Origin of the sequence: uncultured Nocardioides sp. (genome assembly GCF_947488025.1) — a bacterium.
Classification (GTDB): Bacteria; Actinomycetota; Actinomycetes; order Propionibacteriales; family Nocardioidaceae; genus Nocardioides.
In genome coordinates this window covers 83,567-100,485 of sequence record NZ_CANKYS010000002.1, presented here as the reverse complement: position 1 = coordinate 100,485, position 16,919 = coordinate 83,567, and the positions used below count along the sequence as shown (strand labels likewise).

Genomic DNA, 16,919 nt, shown 5'->3' with positions numbered 1-16,919 from the left:
CCATGCTCCGATGGCTCACAGCAGGCGAGTCCCACGGTCCCTCGCTGGTGGCGATCCTCGAGGGGCTGCCCGCCCACGTCCGCGTCACGACCGACGACCTCGCCGAATCCCTGGCCCGCCGCCGGCTCGGCTACGGCCGCGGTGCACGGATGAAGTTCGAGCAGGACCAGGTTCGGGTGCTCGGCGGTGTGCGCCACGGCGAGACCCAGGGCGGCCCGGTCGCCATCGAGGTCGGCAACACCGAGTGGCCGAAGTGGGAGAAGGTCATGTCGGCCGACCCCGTCGACCCCGTCGAGCTCGAGGCGCTGGCCCGCAACGCCCCGCTGACGCGGCCCCGCCCCGGTCACGCCGACCTCGTGGGCATGCAGAAGTACGCCTTCGACGAGGCCCGTCCCATCCTCGAGCGCGCGTCGGCCCGCGAGACCGCGGCCCGCGTCGCCCTCGGCCGGGTGGCGTCCAACTTCCTCGAGCAGGCCGTCGGTGCGCGGATCGTCTCGCACGTCGTCTCGCTCGGAGGCGTCAAGGCGCCCGCCGGCCTCGTGCCCGCTCCCGACGACGTCGAGCGGCTCGACGCCGACGAGGTCCGGTGCCTCGACCCCGAGGCGAGCGCGGCGATGGTCGCCCGCATCGACCAGGCCCACAAGGACGGCGACACCCTCGGCGGTGTCGTCGAGGTGGTCGTCCACGGTCTCCCGCCGGGCCTCGGCTCGCACGTGCACTGGGACCGCCGGCTCGACGCCAGGCTCGCCGGGGCACTGATGGGCATCCAGGCGATCAAGGGCGTCGAGGTCGGCGACGGCTTCGAGCTCGCCGACACCCCCGGCTCGCTCGCCCACGACGAGATCGTCACGACCGACGACGGCCTGCGCCGTACCTCCGGACGCTCCGGCGGCACCGAGGGCGGCATGTCCACCGGCGAGGTGCTCCGGGTGCGGGCCGCCATGAAGCCGATCGCCACCGTCCCGAAGGCCCTGCGCACCGTGGACGTGGCCACCGGCGAGGCGACCGTCGCCCACCACCAGCGCTCCGACGTGTGCGCCGTCCCCGCCGCAGGGATCGTCGCCGAGGCCATGGTCGCGCTCGTGCTCGCCGACGCCGTGGTGGAGAAGTTCGGCGGCGACTCGGTGCAGGAGACGCGGCGCAACGCCTCGTCCTACCTCGACACCCTGCGATTCCGATGAGGGGGGTCCGCTGATGGCCCCTCGCGTCGTCCTCGTCGGCCCGATGGGGGCCGGCAAGACGACGGTCGCCGGCCTGCTCGGCGAGGCGTGGGACCTGCCCGTCCGCGACACCGACGCCGACATCGAGTCGAGCACCGGTCGCGAGATCTCCGACATCTTCGTGGAGTCGGGGGAGGACCACTTCCGCGACCTCGAGGCTGCCGCGGTGGCCGCAGCCTTGGCCGAGCACGACGGCGTCCTGGCGCTGGGCGGAGGTGCGGTCCTGCGCCCCGAGACGCGCGAGCTGCTGGCCGGGCTCCCGGTGGTGTTCCTCCGGGTCGGCCTCTCCGACGCGGTGAAGCGGGTCGGCCTCGGGGTCGGGCGACCGCTGCTGCTCGGCAACGTGCGCTCCCGCATCAAGGCCCTGCTGGACGAGCGCACCCCGGTCTACGAGTCGGTGGCCGCGCACAGCGTCGACACCGACGGCCGAACGGCGGCCGAGGTGGCGGCCGAGGTTCGGAGGCTGGTCGGATGACCAAGCGCCAGACCCGCAGGCAGCACCGGTCCCAGCAACAGCAGGACCAGCGGGCTGACCACGCCGCCCCGACGGCCGGCGACACCGTCGTGCACGTGGGTGGCGCCTCGCCGTACGACGTCGTCATCGGCCACGGGCTGGCCGGGCGGCTCCCCACGCTGCTCGGCGAGTCGGTCGAGCGGGTCGCGGTGCTCTACGCCGGCACGCTCGGTGCGCTCGCCGACCCGGTGGTCGACGCGCTGGTCGAGCACTACGACGTCCTCGCGCTCGGCCTCCCCGACGGTGAGCGGGCCAAGACCGCGCCCGTGGCCTCCGACTGCTGGGAGGCTCTGGGAGAGGCCGGCTTCACCCGTTCCGACGCGGTCGTGACCATCGGCGGGGGAGCCACGACCGACCTCGGCGGCTTCGTCGCCGCGACCTGGCTGCGCGGCGTACGCGTCGTCCACGTGCCCACGACGCTGCTCGCCATGGTCGACGCCGCGGTCGGTGGCAAGACCGGCATCAACACCGGCGCCGGGAAGAACCTCGTCGGCTCGTTCCACGAGCCCGCCGGCGTCCTGTGCGACCTGGCCCTGCTGGAGTCGCTGCCCCACGAGGAGCTCGTCGCGGGGATGGGGGAGGTCGTGAAGTGCGGCTTCATCGCCGACCCCGCCATCCTCGACGTCGTCGAGCGCACCGACCCGGCCGCGCTGACCTGGGACTCCGCCGAGCTGCGCGAGCTCGTCGAGCGGGCGATCCGGGTCAAGGTCGACGTCGTCGTCGACGACCTCAGGGAGACCGGCGGCGCCGACGGCCACCCGGGCCGTGAGGTGCTCAACTACGGCCACACCCTCGCCCACGCGATCGAGCGCACCAGCGACTACACCGTCCGCCACGGCGAGGCGGTCGCCATCGGGTGCGTCTACGTCGCCGAGCTCGCGTCCCGCGCCGGCTCGCTCGACCCCGCGCTCGTCGAGCGGCACCGGGCGGCGTTCGCCCGCGTCGGGCTGCCGACGTCCTACGACGCCGCCACCTTCGACGACCTGCACGCGGCGATGAAGGTCGACAAGAAGGCACGCGGCTCCCAGCTGCGCTTCGTGGTGCTCGACGACCTCGCCGCGCCGCGCATCCTCGCCGGCCCGGGCGAGGACGACCTCCGGGCGGCCTACGCCGCGATCGGAGCCCCGTCGTGAAGGTCCTCGTCCTCAACGGCCCCAACCTGGGGCGGCTCGGCCGTCGGCAGCCGGAGATCTACGGGTCGACCACCCACGCCGAGCTCGCCCACCAGTGCGTGGAGTGGGGTCGGGCGCTGGGGCTCGAGGTCGAGGTGCGCCAGACCAACCACGAGGGCGAGCTGCTCGACTGGCTCAACGCCGCGGCCGACGACGGCGTACGCGTCGTGCTCAACGCCGGCGCGTGGACCCACTACTCCCTCGCGCTCTGGGACGCCTGCGCCCAGCTCACCGCGCCCCTGGTCGAGGTGCACATCTCCGACCCGAAGCAACGCGCGGAGGAGTTCCGGCACACCTCCGTCATCGAGCCGCACGCCGTGGCCACGATCGCCGGGCAGGGGATCGACGGTTACCGCCAGGCGCTGGAAGTGGTGGCAGCTGCCGACGGAGGCCACCCCTAGGGGTGTATCACCGGCCGACGGCGCATCTCCTTTACCTTGAGGGCGCTGAGGGGCGCCCACCCGGAGGTGTTCCACATGTCCAGCGTCGTCCACACCTGGCGGAGGCCCGCCGTCCCGGCCCTGATCTTCGTCCTCACGGCCCTGCTGCTCGTCCCGGGCGTGGCGTCGGCGGCGCCACCGGTGGCCGAGTCGGGTCCTGACGTCACCGTGGTCGCGGGGGCCTCCGCGCAGCTCTCCGGAAGCGTGAGCGATCCGGACGGTGACGCGCTGGAGATCCGCTGGATGGCCACGGTCGTCACCCAGGGCGACGTCTCGTCCTGCACCTTCAGCGGTCCGTGGAGCTGGGCGCCGGTGACGCCCCAGGGGCTCTCGCCGTCATTGAGCTGCACGGAGCCGGGGTCCTACCTCCTGCAGCTGGTCGTCGGCGACGGCACCTCCTCCGACGACGACACCGGGGCACTCGTCACCTTCACCGACCCGGACACGAGCCCGGCGACCTGCACCTTCCGGTCGTGGTCCAAGCGCTTGACGAGCCTCAGGATCGGCGATGCGCAGTCCGGGGTGTCGTCCTACACCGTGCTGCACACCTACAACCTGACGCTGGAGCCGATGTCCGGCACGTGGGCCCCGCCCACCTCGTCGACGACCCTCCAGTGGTCCCGACCGAGGCGCGGGGCGGGTCTGGCGCTCATCAGCCACACCAACGGCGCGGGGCTCAGCGGCGAGTGCGTGGTGCTCGTACGCCGCGACGGAACCGCCAGGGTCACGGGCTGACGGTGTCGCGCCTCGGCAGGTCGCTGAGCCCTCCGCGGGACCCGTCTGGACCTGTCTTCCGCCCGGCCCGCCGGAGGGGGACGATGCACAGCAGGGCGGGACGAGAAGGAAACGGGGGTGTGCCGTGCGCGTGCGCTACGTCCTCTCGGCGCTGGTGGTCGCGGTCGCGACGGGCGTCTTCTGCGTCGGCGTGGTCTCCCGGCTCGCGATGTCCCTGCTCGCCCGCCAGAACCCGCAGGCGCACGGGCTGATCAGCGACGACGGCTTCGAGATGGGCGTCGTCACCCTCGCCGGCTCGGCCAGCCTGGCCGTGGTCGGGATCCCCGTGGGCATCGTCGGGTGGCTGACCTACCTGGTCGCGCGGCCCCTGCTGGTCGGGCCGGCGTGGTTCCAGTGGTTCAGCCTGAGCGTGCCGCCCGGTGTGGTGGCCGCAAGCCTCGTGGTGCACCCGACCGGGGTCGACTTCACCGTCCTGGACCCGCTGTGGCTCGCGGTCGGGCTGTTCGTGGCCGTTCCGGCCGCCTACGGCCCGATCATGCACGCGGTGATGCTCCGTGTGGGTGGTACGCCGCTGGGCCTGGGGCTCGCCGCCCGCGCACCAGCCGTCGCCTGGACCCTGCGCGCCCTGTTCGCCGTCTGGGCGACCGTCGCACTGGTCGCGCTCTGGCGTGACGTCCTCGCCCTGACCTGAGGGCGTCACGCCCGACCCGCACCCGGGTGGGCCTGTGCTTGGATCACCGGGTGCTGCCCTTCCGCCAGGTCGATGTGTTCAGCGCCGAGCCGTGGCTCGGCAACCCGCTCGCCGTCGTGCACGACGCCGACGGCGTCACCGACGAGGAGATGGCCCGCTTCGCGCGCTGGACGAACCTGTCCGAGACCACGTTCCTGTGCACGCCGACCGACCCGGAGGCCGACTACCGCGTGCGGATCTGGACGACCACCGGCGAGCTGCCGTTCGCCGGCCATCCCACCATCGGCAGCGCCCACGCGTGGCTGGAGGCCGGGGGAGTGCCCCGCGGCGACGTGGTGGTGCAGGAGTGCGGCGCCGGGCTCGTCGACGTACGACGCTCGCCGCGGCTCGGCTTCGCGGCCCCGCCGTTGCGTCGATCCGGCCCCGTCGACGCCGACCTGCGGGCACGCGTCGTCCGCGCGCTCGGCGTCACCGACGCGGCGGTCGAGGACGTCGCGTGGATCGACAACGGCCCGGGGTGGGTCGGCGTCGACCTCGGGACGGCGGACGCGGTCCGCGCCGTCGTGCCGGACATCGCCGCCTTCACCGACCTCAAGGTGACCGTCCTGGGGCGGTGGGACACCGCGACCGCAGCCGGGCTCGGTGCCGACGTCGAGGTTCGCGCGTTCTACGCCGACGGCCGGGAGTTCGGGGAGGACCCCGTCACCGGTAGCGCCAACGCCGGGCTCGCGCAGTGGCTGATCGGCACCGGTGCGCTGCCGTCGTCGTACACCTCCCGGCAGGGCAGCGCCATCGGCCGGGAGGGGCGGGTCCGGCTCGAGGCCGTCGACGGCCAGGTGTGGGTGTCCGGCGACGCGGTGACCCGGATCGTCGGCGAGGTCGACCTCTAGCCGACCCAGCCGCGGGTCGAGGGACTCGCCCGACGGTCGGCCAGAGGCACCGAGGGCTGGGTCCGGGATCGAGGGTAGGCGAACCGACGGCCGCTGTCCGCAGAACGTGTGGACCGGTGTGGACCGGTGGTCGCTACACGGCGCACTGCCCGCACGCCTGGCCGACCTCGCGGACTGAGCGGTCCAGACATCCGTAGTAATGCTGATGCGACTGCAGCGATGCCCCGGTCACACTCGAGGTGCGACGACAGGGGAGGAAGACCATGCGAAGCGTCCTGAGCAGGAGCGCCCACGCTGACCAGCTGGAGGCCGAGGTCCGCGACGCCATGTGCTGCGTCCCGACCGACCGGTGCTGGGACTGCCAGGTGAAGCTGGGCGAGGTGCGAGCGGCACGCCGCGACGCGCTGCTCCACACGATCAGCACGGTGCGACCGCGACGGCCCGTCTGGTGATGGTCCGAGACGGCGCGGCCGGCGCCGGCAGCGGGGGACGCGTCCCGCACTCGGTCGCGGCGAGCAGCAGGGACGAGCGGAGCGAGGGCGACCGCGCCGACCCGGCCCTCGACCTCGTGGAACCTCTCGACTCCGTTCCTACGGGTGTTCGGGGGGGCCGAACCTCTCGGCGGTGACGCCGTGCCTCAACCCGCGGTCGCTGACGGTCAGGGCGTCCTGGCCGGTGAGCGTGAGGATCGCGCGGACGACACACGCCCCGGCGAGGATGACCTCGGCCCGGGCCGGCTGCAGGCCGGGGATCTCACGCCGCTCCGACGCAGGGCGGGTCCGGAACACCTCGATCTGTCGGTCGACCTCGTCCGCGTCGAGGACGGTCGCGTGCACGACGTCCGGGTCGTAACGGTCCAGGCCGTGCATGATGGTTGCCAGGTTGGTGGAGGTGCCTCCCATCGCGATCACCATGTCCGGGCGCGGTCGGTCCGCCAGGTCGGTGAGGTCGGCCGCGATCGCGTCGAGAGCCGTGTCGACGGTCTCCCGGGGCACGGCGGCGGCGAGCCCGAAGCGCTCGGCGAACCGCGCGGCGCCCACGTCGACACTGAACTGCTCGTCGATCCGGTCCGCGCTCCCGAAGGTGAACTGGCTGCTGCCGCCGCCGGAGTCGAACACCAGCAGCCGGTCGCCTGCCAGTGGCAGGGTCGACACGGCGGCCAGGTACGCGAGCCGCGCCTCCTCCCGCCCCGAGATGACCTCCACGGCGACCCCGCAGCGGCGGTGGACGGCCGCCAGGAAGTCGTCCCGGTTCGGTGCCTGTCGTAGGCCTGCGGTGCCCACGGCGACGATGTCGAGCGGACCGCCTCGTCGGGCGTCGTCGACGAGGTCGTGGATGGCGTCGACGGTACGGCCCATCGAGGCGGCGGTCAGCCCACCTGCCGCCACCAGCCCCTCGCCGAGCCTGGTGACCACGGAGGTCTCCATCTCGATCCGCGCGGTGCCGTCGTCGTCGCGGTGACCGAGCGCGAGCTTGACCGAGTTGGTGCCCACGTCGATGACGGCGAACCGCCTCGGTCCCCACCCGAGCATCGACTTGAGGCACCGGGGCAGGCTGGTGTTGCGCCGGTCGCTGAGCCCGAGCCGGTCGATCTCCTTCGACACGAGGTCCGGGTCCGGGGACTCCACGGCGACGGTGCGGACGGTCCGTCCCTCCGCGTTCACCTCGGTGAGCTCGACCATGCAGTCGCCCACGACTGACCGGCGACGACTCTTGCGGATGTCCACGAGGCGCAGGTCGTCACGCGGAGCGACCAGGTCGTCCAGCAGCTGCTCCAGGCTGAGATCAGACGGCGGGGTCTTCGGCAGCGGCGCACCGAGCGCCGCGAAGGCGGCCGCGACCGCCCCGGGCTCGAGGGGGATGGGGGCCTTCATCGTCGGAACCCACAGCTGCAACCCGGCGCCGTTCACCTGCTGCAGCACCTTGACGTCCAAGACGCCGTCCCGCACCTTGACGGAGGCGTCGCCGTACATCGACAGCACGTAGGTCTCGTCGCTCTCGACGGATGCCGCGGCCCGCAGCGGTGCAAGGGTGTCGAGGTCGGCGAGGTCGTCGCCGAACGTGCGCCACTCCCACCGCGGTACGACCTGCGGCGCGGACCGGTGGATCGGGTGGTCGCTCGTGGTCATGGTCTTTCGCCTTCCTCGACGACCCCGGACCCGCTGACCGGGCGATCGGGAACGGCGCGGGTCGTTCCCAACGCGGCCACGGCTCGGTGCACGTTGCCGTGGATGTGATCGGCCCCCAACAGCTCAACCGCACCCTGCCGCTCGAGCACGCGCCGCACCGCCGGCCGGACGGCCGCCAGCCGTAGCTCCACACCCGACGCGTCCGCCATCCGGATCATCTCCGACACCGTCGCCGCCCCTTGCGAGTCGATGAAGTTGACCCCCGCGAAGTGCAGCACCACACCGTCCACCTCGGGGTCGAGCACGGCGACGCGCACCTGGTCGACCAACGCGTCCGCGGTGGCGAAGAAGATTCCGCCGTCCACCCGCAGCACCACGGTGCCCGGGGTTGTCTCGTCCTCGGGATGGGTGTCGAGGTCCCGGAACACCTGGGTGCCGGGCTCCCGGCCGAGCGTCGAGACGAGCGGGTGCGTGACGACGTACACCAGCCACACGAGCGACAGCGCGATGCCGATGACCACGCCGGCGAGGATGCCGAGGACGAGGGTTCCGAGGATCGCGGCCGCAGCCACCCAGAAGTCGGCCCTCGACACCCTCCGCAGGCGCCGCATCTCCCCGACGTCCATCATCCCCATGACGACGGCCTCGATGATCAGGGCGGCGAGGACCGGCTTGGGCAACGAGGAGAAGAGCGGTGCGAGGAAGAGGAGCGCCAGGAGGACGGTGACTCCCGACGTCAGCGACGCGAGGCCGGTGCGGGCGCCCGACCGGTCGTTCAGGGAGGTGGCGGAGAGACTCGTGGAGACCGGCATCCCGTGGAGGAGGCCCGCGCCGACGTTGGCCGCCGACTGGGCGACGGACTCCTGGTCGATGTCGACCCGGTAGTGGTGCCTGGCCGCCATGGCGCGGGCGTCCCCGGCGGTCTGGGAGAACCCGATCATCACGAGTGCGAAGGCGGCCACGAGGACGGTGCCGGCGTGGTCCACCAGCAGGCTGGGATCGGGCACCTCGAACGACGGCAGACCGCGCGGGATGTCCCCGACGAGGGCCACCCCCCGGTCCGCGAGGTCGAGCACGCGCGCCGCGACGAGCCCGCCCACGAGCAGCACGAGCGCGCCGGGAACCTGCGGGGCGATCCACCGGAGACCGAAGACGACAGCCAGGGCCACGACGCCGACCGTCACCGTGGCGAGGTGCGTCTGGTCCAGCGTGGACAGCCACGACCACAGCTCCTGGAACGAGGTGTTGCCCTCGGCGTCGGTGCCGGTCAGCTTGGGGAGCTCCCCGATGACGACGTCGATGGCGGCACCGAAGAGGAATCCGGTGACCACGGCCCGGGACAGGAACTGGGACAACCACCCCATGCGGAACACCGCGAGCGCGAGGAAGAACAGGCCACTCGTCAGCGTGATGCCAGCCACGAGGGTGGCCGCGTCGGCGGGGTCGGTCACGCTCGCCGCCAGCACGGCGCCGCCGGCGACGGCCGCCAGGCCCGAGCTGGGACCCATCGAGATCTGACGGCAGGTGCCGAACAGGGCGTAGAGGATCGTCCCGGCGGCGGCGGCATAGAGCCCGCTCTCGAGCGGCACCCCGGCGATCTCGGCGTAGCCGAGGTTCTTGGGGATGATCAGCGCCGCGACCACGACCCCGGCGACGAGGTCACCGCGCAGCCATCCCCCCTGGTAGTGGCGCAGCTGGTCGAGGATCGGCAGGAAGCGGAGCGCCGACCTCCGCGGGGGAGCCGTGGCGCTGTCGGGGGGCACAGCCGTGCTCATGAGAACTCGACCGGGCGGTTCACTCCGGCCCGACGGGCGGCGCCGCGCCCGACTCCCGCCCCTGGACGTCCGCAGCCATCCTTGGCTCCCTTCGTTGACGGGACGTCGCGCCGCCACGACACCGTCCGAACACTCTCCAGCGCCGCGCGGTGCTGGAGATCACCCGGGGCGTGTGACGTGCGGCCACGGCCGCGACCCGGGAGCGCTGACCGGTCGCCGAGGCGCGGACGCACGCCACATCTCACGATCGGCGTGAGCGGGAGCTGCCGGAGTCTCGACCTACGATGGAGGACGCCAGCTCGCGGTCGATCCAGCGCCCGATGACCTCGACCACGTAGGCCCGCTCGTCGCGGTCGAGCAGATGTCCTCTCGCGATGCCGTGGCAGGTCTCCAAGCAGCTGCGGCAGCAGGTCGCGGTGGCGTGCTGAGCCACGAAGACGGGGTGGTTGCGGTACGGGGTCTGCCGGCCGTCATTGCGTGGCGCGGCCGGCGCCAGCCGCTCGGCGATGATCTCGGCGGCGTGAGCCCGCATGGTCTGCGGACCGCGCAGCTCAGCCGTGGCCCGCTCGCGCCCGCGCAGGTGGAACCGCCGACCGAACGGTCGCGCCGTGGCGCGGTCGATCCGGTCCTCGATCTCGGCGGGCTCGGACACCCAGCGCAGCTGGTGCGTCAGAGAGAGGCGAGCCAGTCCTCGATCGGGACGTCGCCGTCGCCGAAGACGAGGGTCTTGCGGTGGGCGCGCGGGTCGGCCAGCACCGCGAGGGCGACCTGCGCGACGAGCTCGCGCGAGGTCGTGTCACCGTCGCCGGAGCGGGCGTCGGGGTTGACCGAGCCGCGTCCGGGCTCGAGCGTCAGGCTGCCCGGGCCGAGGATCGTCCAGTCGAGGCCGGACGCGCGCAGGTGCTCGTCGGCGGCGATCTTCGCGTCCTGGTAGGCGCGGAAGGGGTTGTCCTCCGGCACCAGGTTGTCGTGGTCGGCCCCGGAGAACGAGACCATGACGTAGCGACCGGCGCCGGCGGTCTGCGCCGCGTCCATCGACCGGATCGCGGCATCGCGATCGACCGCGAAGGTCCGCTCGGGGTCGCCGCCCCCGGCGCCCGCCGACCAGACGACCGCGTCCTGGCCGGACAGCACGTCGGCCAGCGCATGGACGTCGGCGTCCTCCACTGACGAGACCAGCGCGGTCGCGCCCGTGGCCTCGACGTCCGCGACGTGCTCGGGGTTGCGGATGACCGAGGTGACCTCGTGTCCCGCCTCCACGAGCATGGGCGCGAGGAGGAGAGCGATCTTGCCGTGTCCGCCGATGATGGTGACTCGCATGGTGTCGACGCTACAAGGGGCAGGGTTGGCCGGCGGTTAGGTTGGCGCGGGTGCAGTCCTCGACCCACGACCTGACCATCGGTGCCACGGAGGTCCGCAAGGCCTTCGTCGACGACCACGAGGCGCAGGCCGAGCGCGAGTGGGCCTGCCTCACGCTCCTCGCAGAGCACGCGCCCGGGCTCGCACCGCGCCCGTTGCGTCGCGAGGACGGCACGACGCCGGTCATCGTGATGGAGCGACTGCCCGGCGCGCACCTCGCGTCCCGTCCGCTGACGGCCGACCAGACCGTGGCCCTCGGCACGGCGCTGCGCCGGCTGTACGACGTACCGGTGGAGGCCGTGCACGACGCGGGCATCGGCCCGCGGCGCTACGGAGCCACCGCCCTGGCCGCGGTGCTCGTGGAGTGGCTCGCCGACGACCACGAGCTGGGGGAGTGCCGCGACCCGGCCCTGGTCGCGGACGCGCTGGCCCGCGCCCGGGCGTACGTCGCCGCCCCGCCGCTCCCGGAGCCGCGCACCACAGTGCTCGGCATCGCCGACCTCAACCCGGCCAACGTGCTGTGGGACGGGCGCACGGTCCGGCTGGTCGACTTCGAGGACGGAGGACTCAGCGACCCGGCGTACGAGCTCGCAGACCACGTCGAGCACCTCGGCAGCCGCCTGCCCGGGGTGTACGACGCCCGCGCACTGGCCGACGCGGTCGGGCTCGACGACGGGGACTGCGCCCGGATGGCCGCCTGCCGGCCGCTGTGGGCGGCGTTCTGGCTCGCGATGCTGCTGCCGGGCAACGGTGGGTGGCGGCGCAACCCGCCGGGCACGACCGAGGAGCAGGCCGTGCATTTCATGGCTCTCGCGGGCCACGACTAGACTTGCGCGTCGGCGCGGGGCCACGGCCACGCCGCCCGCACTTTCTTTGACAACTCGACGAAGGCGGAAAGACTCACATGGCAACCACCAACGACCTCAAGAACGGCATGGTCCTCAAGATCGAGGGTCAGCTCTGGTCCGTCGTCGAGTTCCAGCACGTGAAGCCCGGCAAGGGCCCGGCCTTCGTCCGCACCAAGCTCCGCAACGTCGAGTCGGGCAAGAACGTCGACAAGACCTTCAACGCCGGCACCAAGGTCGAGACGGCCAACGTCGACAAGCGCACCATGCAGTACCTCTACAACGACGGCTCGTCCTACGTCTTCATGGACACCAGCACCTACGAGCAGCTCGAGGTCACCCCCGAGGTGGTCGGCGACGCCAAGAACTTCATGCTCGAGAACCAGGAGGCCATCGTGGCCACCAACGAGGGCCGCGTGCTCTTCATCGAGCTCCCCGCCTCCGTCGAGCTGCTGATCGCCGAGACCGAGCCGGGCCTGCAGGGCGACCGCTCGACCGGTGGCACCAAGCCCGCCACGCTCGAGACCGGCCACACCATCGCGGTGCCGCTCTTCATCACCTCCGGCGAGAAGGTCAAGGTCGACACCCGCGACTCGTCCTACCTCGGCCGCGTCAAGGCCTGACACCAGGTGGCTGCCCGCTCCAAGGCGCGCAAGCGCGCGCTGGACATCCTGTTCGCCTCCGAGCTCCGCTCGGAGGACCCCGTGGTCGCGCTCGAGCGCGCCATCGAGGCCGGCGAGGGCCCGACCAACGACTACACCACGACGCTGGTGCGGGGCGTGGTCGAGCACCGTGAGCGCATCGACGAGGTACTGACGACCTACAGCAAGGGCTGGACGCTGGCCCGGATGCCCGCGGTCGACCGCAACGTGCTCCGCATCGGCGTCTTCGAGCTGCTGTGGGGTGACGACGACGTGCCCGACACCGTGGCCGTGAGCGAGGCGCTGCACCTCGTGCAGGACCTCTCGACCGACGACTCGCCGGCCTTCGTCAACGGGCTTCTCGGCTCCGTCCAGCGCGACCGCGCCAGCCTGGTCTGACCGTGTCCGGGACCGCCCTGAGGGGCGGTCCGGACCGGCCTCACCCGCAGGGGTCAGCCGGCTCGCGGCGGCAGCGTCCGAGGACCTAGGTTGACCCCATGAACGCCTCCACCTCCGCCGCCGAGCAGGCCCACCACAGCGACTGGATGGACCACGCGATCCGCGCCGGGCTGGTGGCGTACGGCGTCGTGCACCTCCTGGTCGGCTGGCTCGCACTGCAGCTGGCCTTCGGTGAGAAGGAGGACAGCGCCTCCAACTCCGGCGCGCTGCACTACCTCGCGCAGCAGCCCATGGGCGGCGTGCTGGTGTGGATGATCGCCGTCGGCATGCTCTTCCTGGTCGTGTGGCGGCTGCTGGAGTTCGGCTTCGGGTTCCGCGACGAGTCCGACGACGCCAAGCGGTGGCGCAAGCGCGCGACGTCCCTCGGCAAGGCGGTGATCTACGGCGCGATCGGCTGGAGCGCGGTGCAGACCGCCACCGGCTCGGGCGGCGGCAAGGGCGGCACGGACTCCACCACGGCGAAGATCATGAACCTCCCCGGCGGCCAGCTCCTCGTCGGTGCGATCGGGCTCGCGATCATCGGCTACGGCATCTCGCTCGTCGTCCGCGGGTGGACCGAGAAGTTCCGCGAGCACCTCGACGCGCAGGGCCAGGCCGGCCAGGACGGCTCGGCCTACGTCCTGATGGGCAAGATCGGCTACATCGCCAAGGGCATCGCGATCATCATCGTGGGCGGCCTGTTCGGCTACGCCGCGATCACGCACGAGGCGAAGAAGTCGGGCGGTCTCGACCAGGCCCTGCAGACGGTGCTCGAGCAGCCCTTCGGGCAGGCGATGCTGACCGCGATCGCGTTCGGCATCGCGGCCTACGGCGTCTTCTGCTTCGCGCGGGCGAAGCACCTCTCGCGCTAGCGACCCCGCCCGGGTCTCCCCGCGCTCGCCGGTGCCCCGGCGGCGACGGCGAGGGCCGAGGCGACCATGTGGTCGCGCACCTGCTCGACGGTGACCCGGCTGATCCGCGGCACCCCCGGCTCGTCCTCGGAGACCAGCATCGCGACCCGGCCGAGCTGCAGGGTGCCCAACCCGCTGGCGTAGAGCATGTTGGCGAGCAGGCCGGGGTCGTCGACGTGGAAGTCGCCGCTCTCCACGCCGGCGGTGATGGTGCGGGTGAGCACGGACAGGCAGCCGCTGATGGCCTGCCCGAGGCGGTACATCGCGCTCTCGCTGACCTCCTCGAGCAGGTCGCCCCCGGGGCGCCGCATGATCGCCTGGGCGCAGTCGACGAACGCCGGGTGGGCCAGGCCGTAGTCGACGAACGCCTCCACGAGGCGCACGAGCTGGTCGCGCGGCTCGCTCGTGCCGGCGGCCGCCTGCTCCAGCGCCAGTCGCAGCTCGTCGAGGTACTGCACCAGCGTGAGGCTGAAGAGCTCCTCCTTGCCGGTGAAGTGGCGGTAGATGATGGCGCGGTTGATGCCGACCGCCCCGGCGATGTCCTCGATCTGGGCGTCGCGGACGCCGCGCTCGTCGAAGAGGCGGCGCGTCGCGGAAATGATCTCCGCCTCGCGCAACCGGCGCCGCGCGGCCGCGGTGCCACCCCGTCCGGGTCCGGGCGCGTGGGTCGGCTCGGTGCTCATGGCGGCCAGTCTAGGTACGTCGTCGCGCGACGCCGGGTGTGGTTCGATGCCGGGGTGCTGCTTGCCACCGCCCGTCGTGCCGCGCTCGTGCCGCTCGTCGTCGCCGTCGTCGTCACCGTGCTCGTCTCCGTCGTCGGCGCGCTGGTCGCAGCCCCCACCGCCTCGGCTGCCACGGACGGTGGCCGGTTCGCCGGCACCGTCCGGCTGCCCGGCTGCTCCGGGTCGGTCGTGCGGTGGCCGGCCGCCCTCGACACCGACCGCGCGGTCGTCCTGACCAACGGCCACTGCGTCCGCCGGCCGTTCCTCGGCGCCCGCGAGGTGCTGGTCGGCCACCGGCGGTGGACGCGGGTCGAGCTGCTCGACGGCCTCGGCAGGGTCGCCCGGGTGGGCCGCGCCGTACGGCTGCAGTACGCCACGATGTACCGCACCGACGTGGCCGTCCTGCGGCTGCGTGACACGTACGCCGACCTGGCCCGCGCAGGCGTGGCGCCGCTGGTGCTGGCCGCCGAGGGTCCGTCGCGAGGGGACCGGATCCGGATCCCGTCCGGCTACTGGACCGAGCAGCGGGCGTGCACGACCACCGGCACGGCGTACCGCCTGCACGAACGGATGTGGGACTGGTGGAGCTCGATCCGGCTGCCGGCGCGCGACGGGTGCGCGATCCGCGGCGGCTACTCCGGCTCACCGATCGTCTCCCGGCAGACCGGGCTCGTCGTGGGGATCGCCAACACCGGCTACGTCGGGGGTCGGCGCTGCATCGACTCCGCGTGCGAGGAGAACCGGCGCGGGCGGGTGGTCATGCGCCGGGGCATGAACTACGGCCAGCAGACGTCGTGGTTGCTCGGTTGCCTCGACGCCGGCCGCACCTTCGACCTCGACGTGCCCGGGTGCCGCCTGCCGAAGCCCCGCCGCTGAGCGCTGCGATCGCGCTTCACGTCGTGACGTGCGCGCGGACCGCCTCGATCGTGTCGGCCTCGGACGGCCCCTTGTCGTCGCGGTAGCGCAGGACCCGGGCGAAGCGCAGCGCGACGCCGCCGGGGTAGCGGGTGGAGCGCTGGAGCCCGTCGAAGGCGATCTCCACCACCTGCTCGGGACGGACGTGGACGACATAGCTGTCGCGGTGCGTCTCCAGCGCGAGAAAGCGCTCGGTCTGCCACGCCAGCATCTCGTCGGTCATCCCCTTGAAGGTCTTGCCGAGCATCACGAAGCCGGTCGCCGAGGACTCGTCGCGCGCGCCGAGGTGGATGTTGGAGAGCCAGCCGTCGCGCCGTCCGGACCCCCACTCGACGGCCAAGACGACGAGGTCGAGGGTGTGGCGCGGCTTGACCTTGACCCACGCCGCGCCGCGGCGGCCGGCGGCGTAGGGGGCTGACAGGTCCTTGAGGACGACACCCTCGTGCCCGGCGGCGACGGTCTCGGACGCGAAGGCGTCGGCGGCCTCCGGGTCGGCCGTGACGAGGCGGCGTACGCGGTGGGGCTCGGGGACCAGCGCGTCGAGCGCGGCGAGGCGCTCGTGGCCGGGGGAGTCGAGCAGGTCGCGGCCGTCGACGTGGAGCAGGTCGAAGAAGTGGGGCGTCACCGCGACGCCTGAGTCCTGAGCGGTGCGGCTCGCGGTGTCCTGGAAGGCCATCGGGCGGCCGTCGTCGGACAGCGCGAGTGCCTCGCCGTCCAGGACGAAGCGCTCCGCCGGCAGCGAGCGGGCGACCTCGACGACCTCGGGCAGCCGCCCGGTGATGTCGTCGAGGCTGCGGGTCACCACGAGGACGTCGTCGCCGTCGCGGTGGACCTGGATGCGGATGCCGTCGAGCTTGGCGTCGATCGCGACCTCGGTCGCGCCGTCGGGGGACAGGCCCGCCATCGCGGCCGCGACGTCGGGTGCGCTGGAGGCGAGCATCGGCATGATCGGACGCCCGACCTCGAGCCCGATCGCGGCCAGCGCCTCCTCGCCCGCGAACGCCGCCCCGGCGGCCGCGACGGTGGAGCCGGCGAGCATCGCCGCACGGCGCACGGCGGCGAGCGGGACGCCTGCCACCTGGGCCACCGCTTCCTGGGTGACCGCGTCGAGAGCGCCCTGGCGCACGTTGCCGGTGACGATGGCGCGCAGCCACGCCTGCTCGGCCTCCGTCGCTCGGCCGAAGAGGTCGGCGACGGCGTCCTTGCGGGCCAGCTGCGAGCCGGCGCCCGAGAGCCGCGACATCGCCTCGAACCCCTCGTGGACCTGCAGCACGGTCAGCGACGGCTCGTCGGCGGCGCCGGGGAGGGCGCTCACCCCGCGCCAGCCCAGGCCGGTGCGCCGCTGGCGCAGCGCGCCGCCGAGGTAGGACACGACCACCTCGAGCTCCCCGGGCTCGACGCGCGCCAGCAGCTCGGCGAGCGCGGCCACCTTGGCCTTGCGGGAGCGGGTGGCGGCCACGGCGGCGGAGGTGGCGACGAGCTCGGCGAGCAGCATGCGCCCATCCTGCCGCCCGGCACCGAC

General features: G+C 72.9%; 19 protein-coding genes. 13 read left to right on the top strand and 6 right to left on the bottom strand.

The genetic code is table 11. The features are described from left to right. Positions 1-2 precede the first annotated feature (2 nt). The 8 genes from aroC to Q1B24_RS03815 all read left to right on the top strand — a co-directional run bounded on the left by aroC (position 3) and on the right by Q1B24_RS03815 (position 6,114). The gene (gene aroC, locus Q1B24_RS03850; RefSeq protein ID WP_299923456.1) at positions 3-1,181 is read left to right on the top strand and encodes a chorismate synthase; all 1,179 of its coding nucleotides are present in this window, start codon (positions 3-5) and stop codon (positions 1,179-1,181) included. A 13-nt stretch (positions 1,182-1,194) separates the two neighbouring features. After that, positions 1,195-1,695 carry a shikimate kinase gene (locus Q1B24_RS03845; protein WP_299923453.1) on the top strand — a complete coding sequence of 167 codons (501 nt, stop codon included), beginning with the start codon at positions 1,195-1,197 and terminating at the stop codon, positions 1,693-1,695. After that, the gene (aroB, locus tag Q1B24_RS03840) at positions 1,692-2,867 is read left to right on the top strand and encodes a 3-dehydroquinate synthase (protein WP_299923450.1); all 1,176 of its coding nucleotides are present in this window, start codon (positions 1,692-1,694) and stop codon (positions 2,865-2,867) included. Before Q1B24_RS03845 ends, aroB begins: the two co-directional genes overlap by 4 nt. Beyond that, entirely contained in the window at positions 2,864-3,307 is a 444-nt protein-coding gene (locus Q1B24_RS03835; RefSeq protein ID WP_299923447.1) for a type II 3-dehydroquinate dehydratase, read from the top strand. The genes aroB and Q1B24_RS03835 overlap by 4 nt, the downstream gene beginning before the upstream one ends. Before the next feature lie 75 nt (positions 3,308-3,382). Beyond that, entirely contained in the window at positions 3,383-4,081 is a 699-nt protein-coding gene (locus Q1B24_RS03830) for a hypothetical protein (protein WP_299923444.1), read from the top strand. A 124-nt stretch (positions 4,082-4,205) separates the two neighbouring features. Next, positions 4,206-4,772, top strand: coding sequence for a hypothetical protein (locus Q1B24_RS03825; RefSeq protein WP_299923441.1), 567 nt, complete (start codon positions 4,206-4,208; stop codon positions 4,770-4,772). Between the two features lie 50 nt (positions 4,773-4,822). After that, complete coding sequence (locus Q1B24_RS03820; protein WP_366916420.1) at positions 4,823-5,662, top strand: PhzF family phenazine biosynthesis protein; 840 nt, start codon at positions 4,823-4,825, stop codon at positions 5,660-5,662. 263 nt (positions 5,663-5,925) lie between these two features. Beyond that, entirely contained in the window at positions 5,926-6,114 is a 189-nt protein-coding gene (locus tag Q1B24_RS03815; protein WP_299923438.1) for a hypothetical protein, read from the top strand. A gap of 138 nt (positions 6,115-6,252) precedes the next feature. Here the strand turns inward: Q1B24_RS03815 and Q1B24_RS03810 are convergent, their stop codons facing one another. From Q1B24_RS03810 to Q1B24_RS03795, 4 genes are all read right to left on the bottom strand, one after another. Continuing rightward, positions 6,253-7,791, bottom strand: coding sequence for a Ppx/GppA family phosphatase (locus Q1B24_RS03810; protein ID WP_299923435.1), 1,539 nt, complete (start codon positions 7,789-7,791; stop codon positions 6,253-6,255). Further along, complete coding sequence (gene sulP, locus Q1B24_RS03805; protein ID WP_299923432.1) at positions 7,788-9,554, bottom strand: SulP family inorganic anion transporter; 1,767 nt, start codon at positions 9,552-9,554, stop codon at positions 7,788-7,790. The genes Q1B24_RS03810 and sulP overlap by 4 nt, the downstream gene beginning before the upstream one ends. A 253-nt stretch (positions 9,555-9,807) precedes the next feature. Further along, positions 9,808-10,218: a DUF4186 domain-containing protein gene (locus Q1B24_RS03800; RefSeq protein ID WP_299923429.1), complete on the bottom strand. Its 411-nt coding sequence runs from the start codon at positions 10,216-10,218 to the stop codon at positions 9,808-9,810. A gap of 17 nt (positions 10,219-10,235) precedes the next feature. Continuing rightward, the gene (locus Q1B24_RS03795) at positions 10,236-10,886 is read right to left on the bottom strand and encodes an SDR family oxidoreductase (protein ID WP_299923427.1); all 651 of its coding nucleotides are present in this window, start codon (positions 10,884-10,886) and stop codon (positions 10,236-10,238) included. Between the two features lie 50 nt (positions 10,887-10,936). Here Q1B24_RS03795 and Q1B24_RS03790 point away from each other — a divergent pair, with 50 nt between their 5' ends. The 4 genes from Q1B24_RS03790 (at position 10,937) to Q1B24_RS03775 (ending at position 13,721) form a co-directional block, all read left to right on the top strand. Further along, positions 10,937-11,752 (top strand): aminoglycoside phosphotransferase family protein, encoded by an 816-nt coding sequence (locus Q1B24_RS03790; RefSeq protein ID WP_299923424.1) that lies wholly within the window; start codon positions 10,937-10,939, stop codon positions 11,750-11,752. A gap of 77 nt (positions 11,753-11,829) precedes the next feature. Further along, the gene (gene efp, locus Q1B24_RS03785) at positions 11,830-12,393 is read left to right on the top strand and encodes an elongation factor P (RefSeq protein ID WP_299923420.1); all 564 of its coding nucleotides are present in this window, start codon (positions 11,830-11,832) and stop codon (positions 12,391-12,393) included. Between the two features lie 6 nt (positions 12,394-12,399). Beyond that, entirely contained in the window at positions 12,400-12,810 is a 411-nt protein-coding gene (gene nusB / locus Q1B24_RS03780) for a transcription antitermination factor NusB (RefSeq protein WP_299923416.1), read from the top strand. Between the two features lie 98 nt (positions 12,811-12,908). Further along, positions 12,909-13,721, top strand: coding sequence for a DUF1206 domain-containing protein (locus Q1B24_RS03775; protein WP_299923413.1), 813 nt, complete (start codon positions 12,909-12,911; stop codon positions 13,719-13,721). Here the strand turns inward: Q1B24_RS03775 and Q1B24_RS03770 are convergent. Continuing rightward, a complete protein-coding gene (locus Q1B24_RS03770) occupies positions 13,718-14,443 on the bottom strand; it encodes a TetR/AcrR family transcriptional regulator (protein WP_299923409.1) in 726 nt (241 codons plus the stop codon). The genes Q1B24_RS03775 and Q1B24_RS03770 overlap by 4 nt on opposite strands. Positions 14,444-14,497: 54 nt before the next feature. Between Q1B24_RS03770 and Q1B24_RS03765 the strand changes: the two genes are divergently transcribed. Then, positions 14,498-15,358 (top strand): serine protease, encoded by an 861-nt coding sequence (locus Q1B24_RS03765; RefSeq protein ID WP_299923406.1) that lies wholly within the window; start codon positions 14,498-14,500, stop codon positions 15,356-15,358. A gap of 16 nt (positions 15,359-15,374) precedes the next feature. On the opposite strand, the gene Q1B24_RS03760 is transcribed toward Q1B24_RS03765, so the two are convergent. Next, a complete protein-coding gene (locus Q1B24_RS03760) occupies positions 15,375-16,892 on the bottom strand; it encodes an ATP-dependent DNA ligase (RefSeq protein ID WP_299923402.1) in 1,518 nt (505 codons plus the stop codon). Positions 16,893-16,919: the final 27 nt, after the last annotated feature.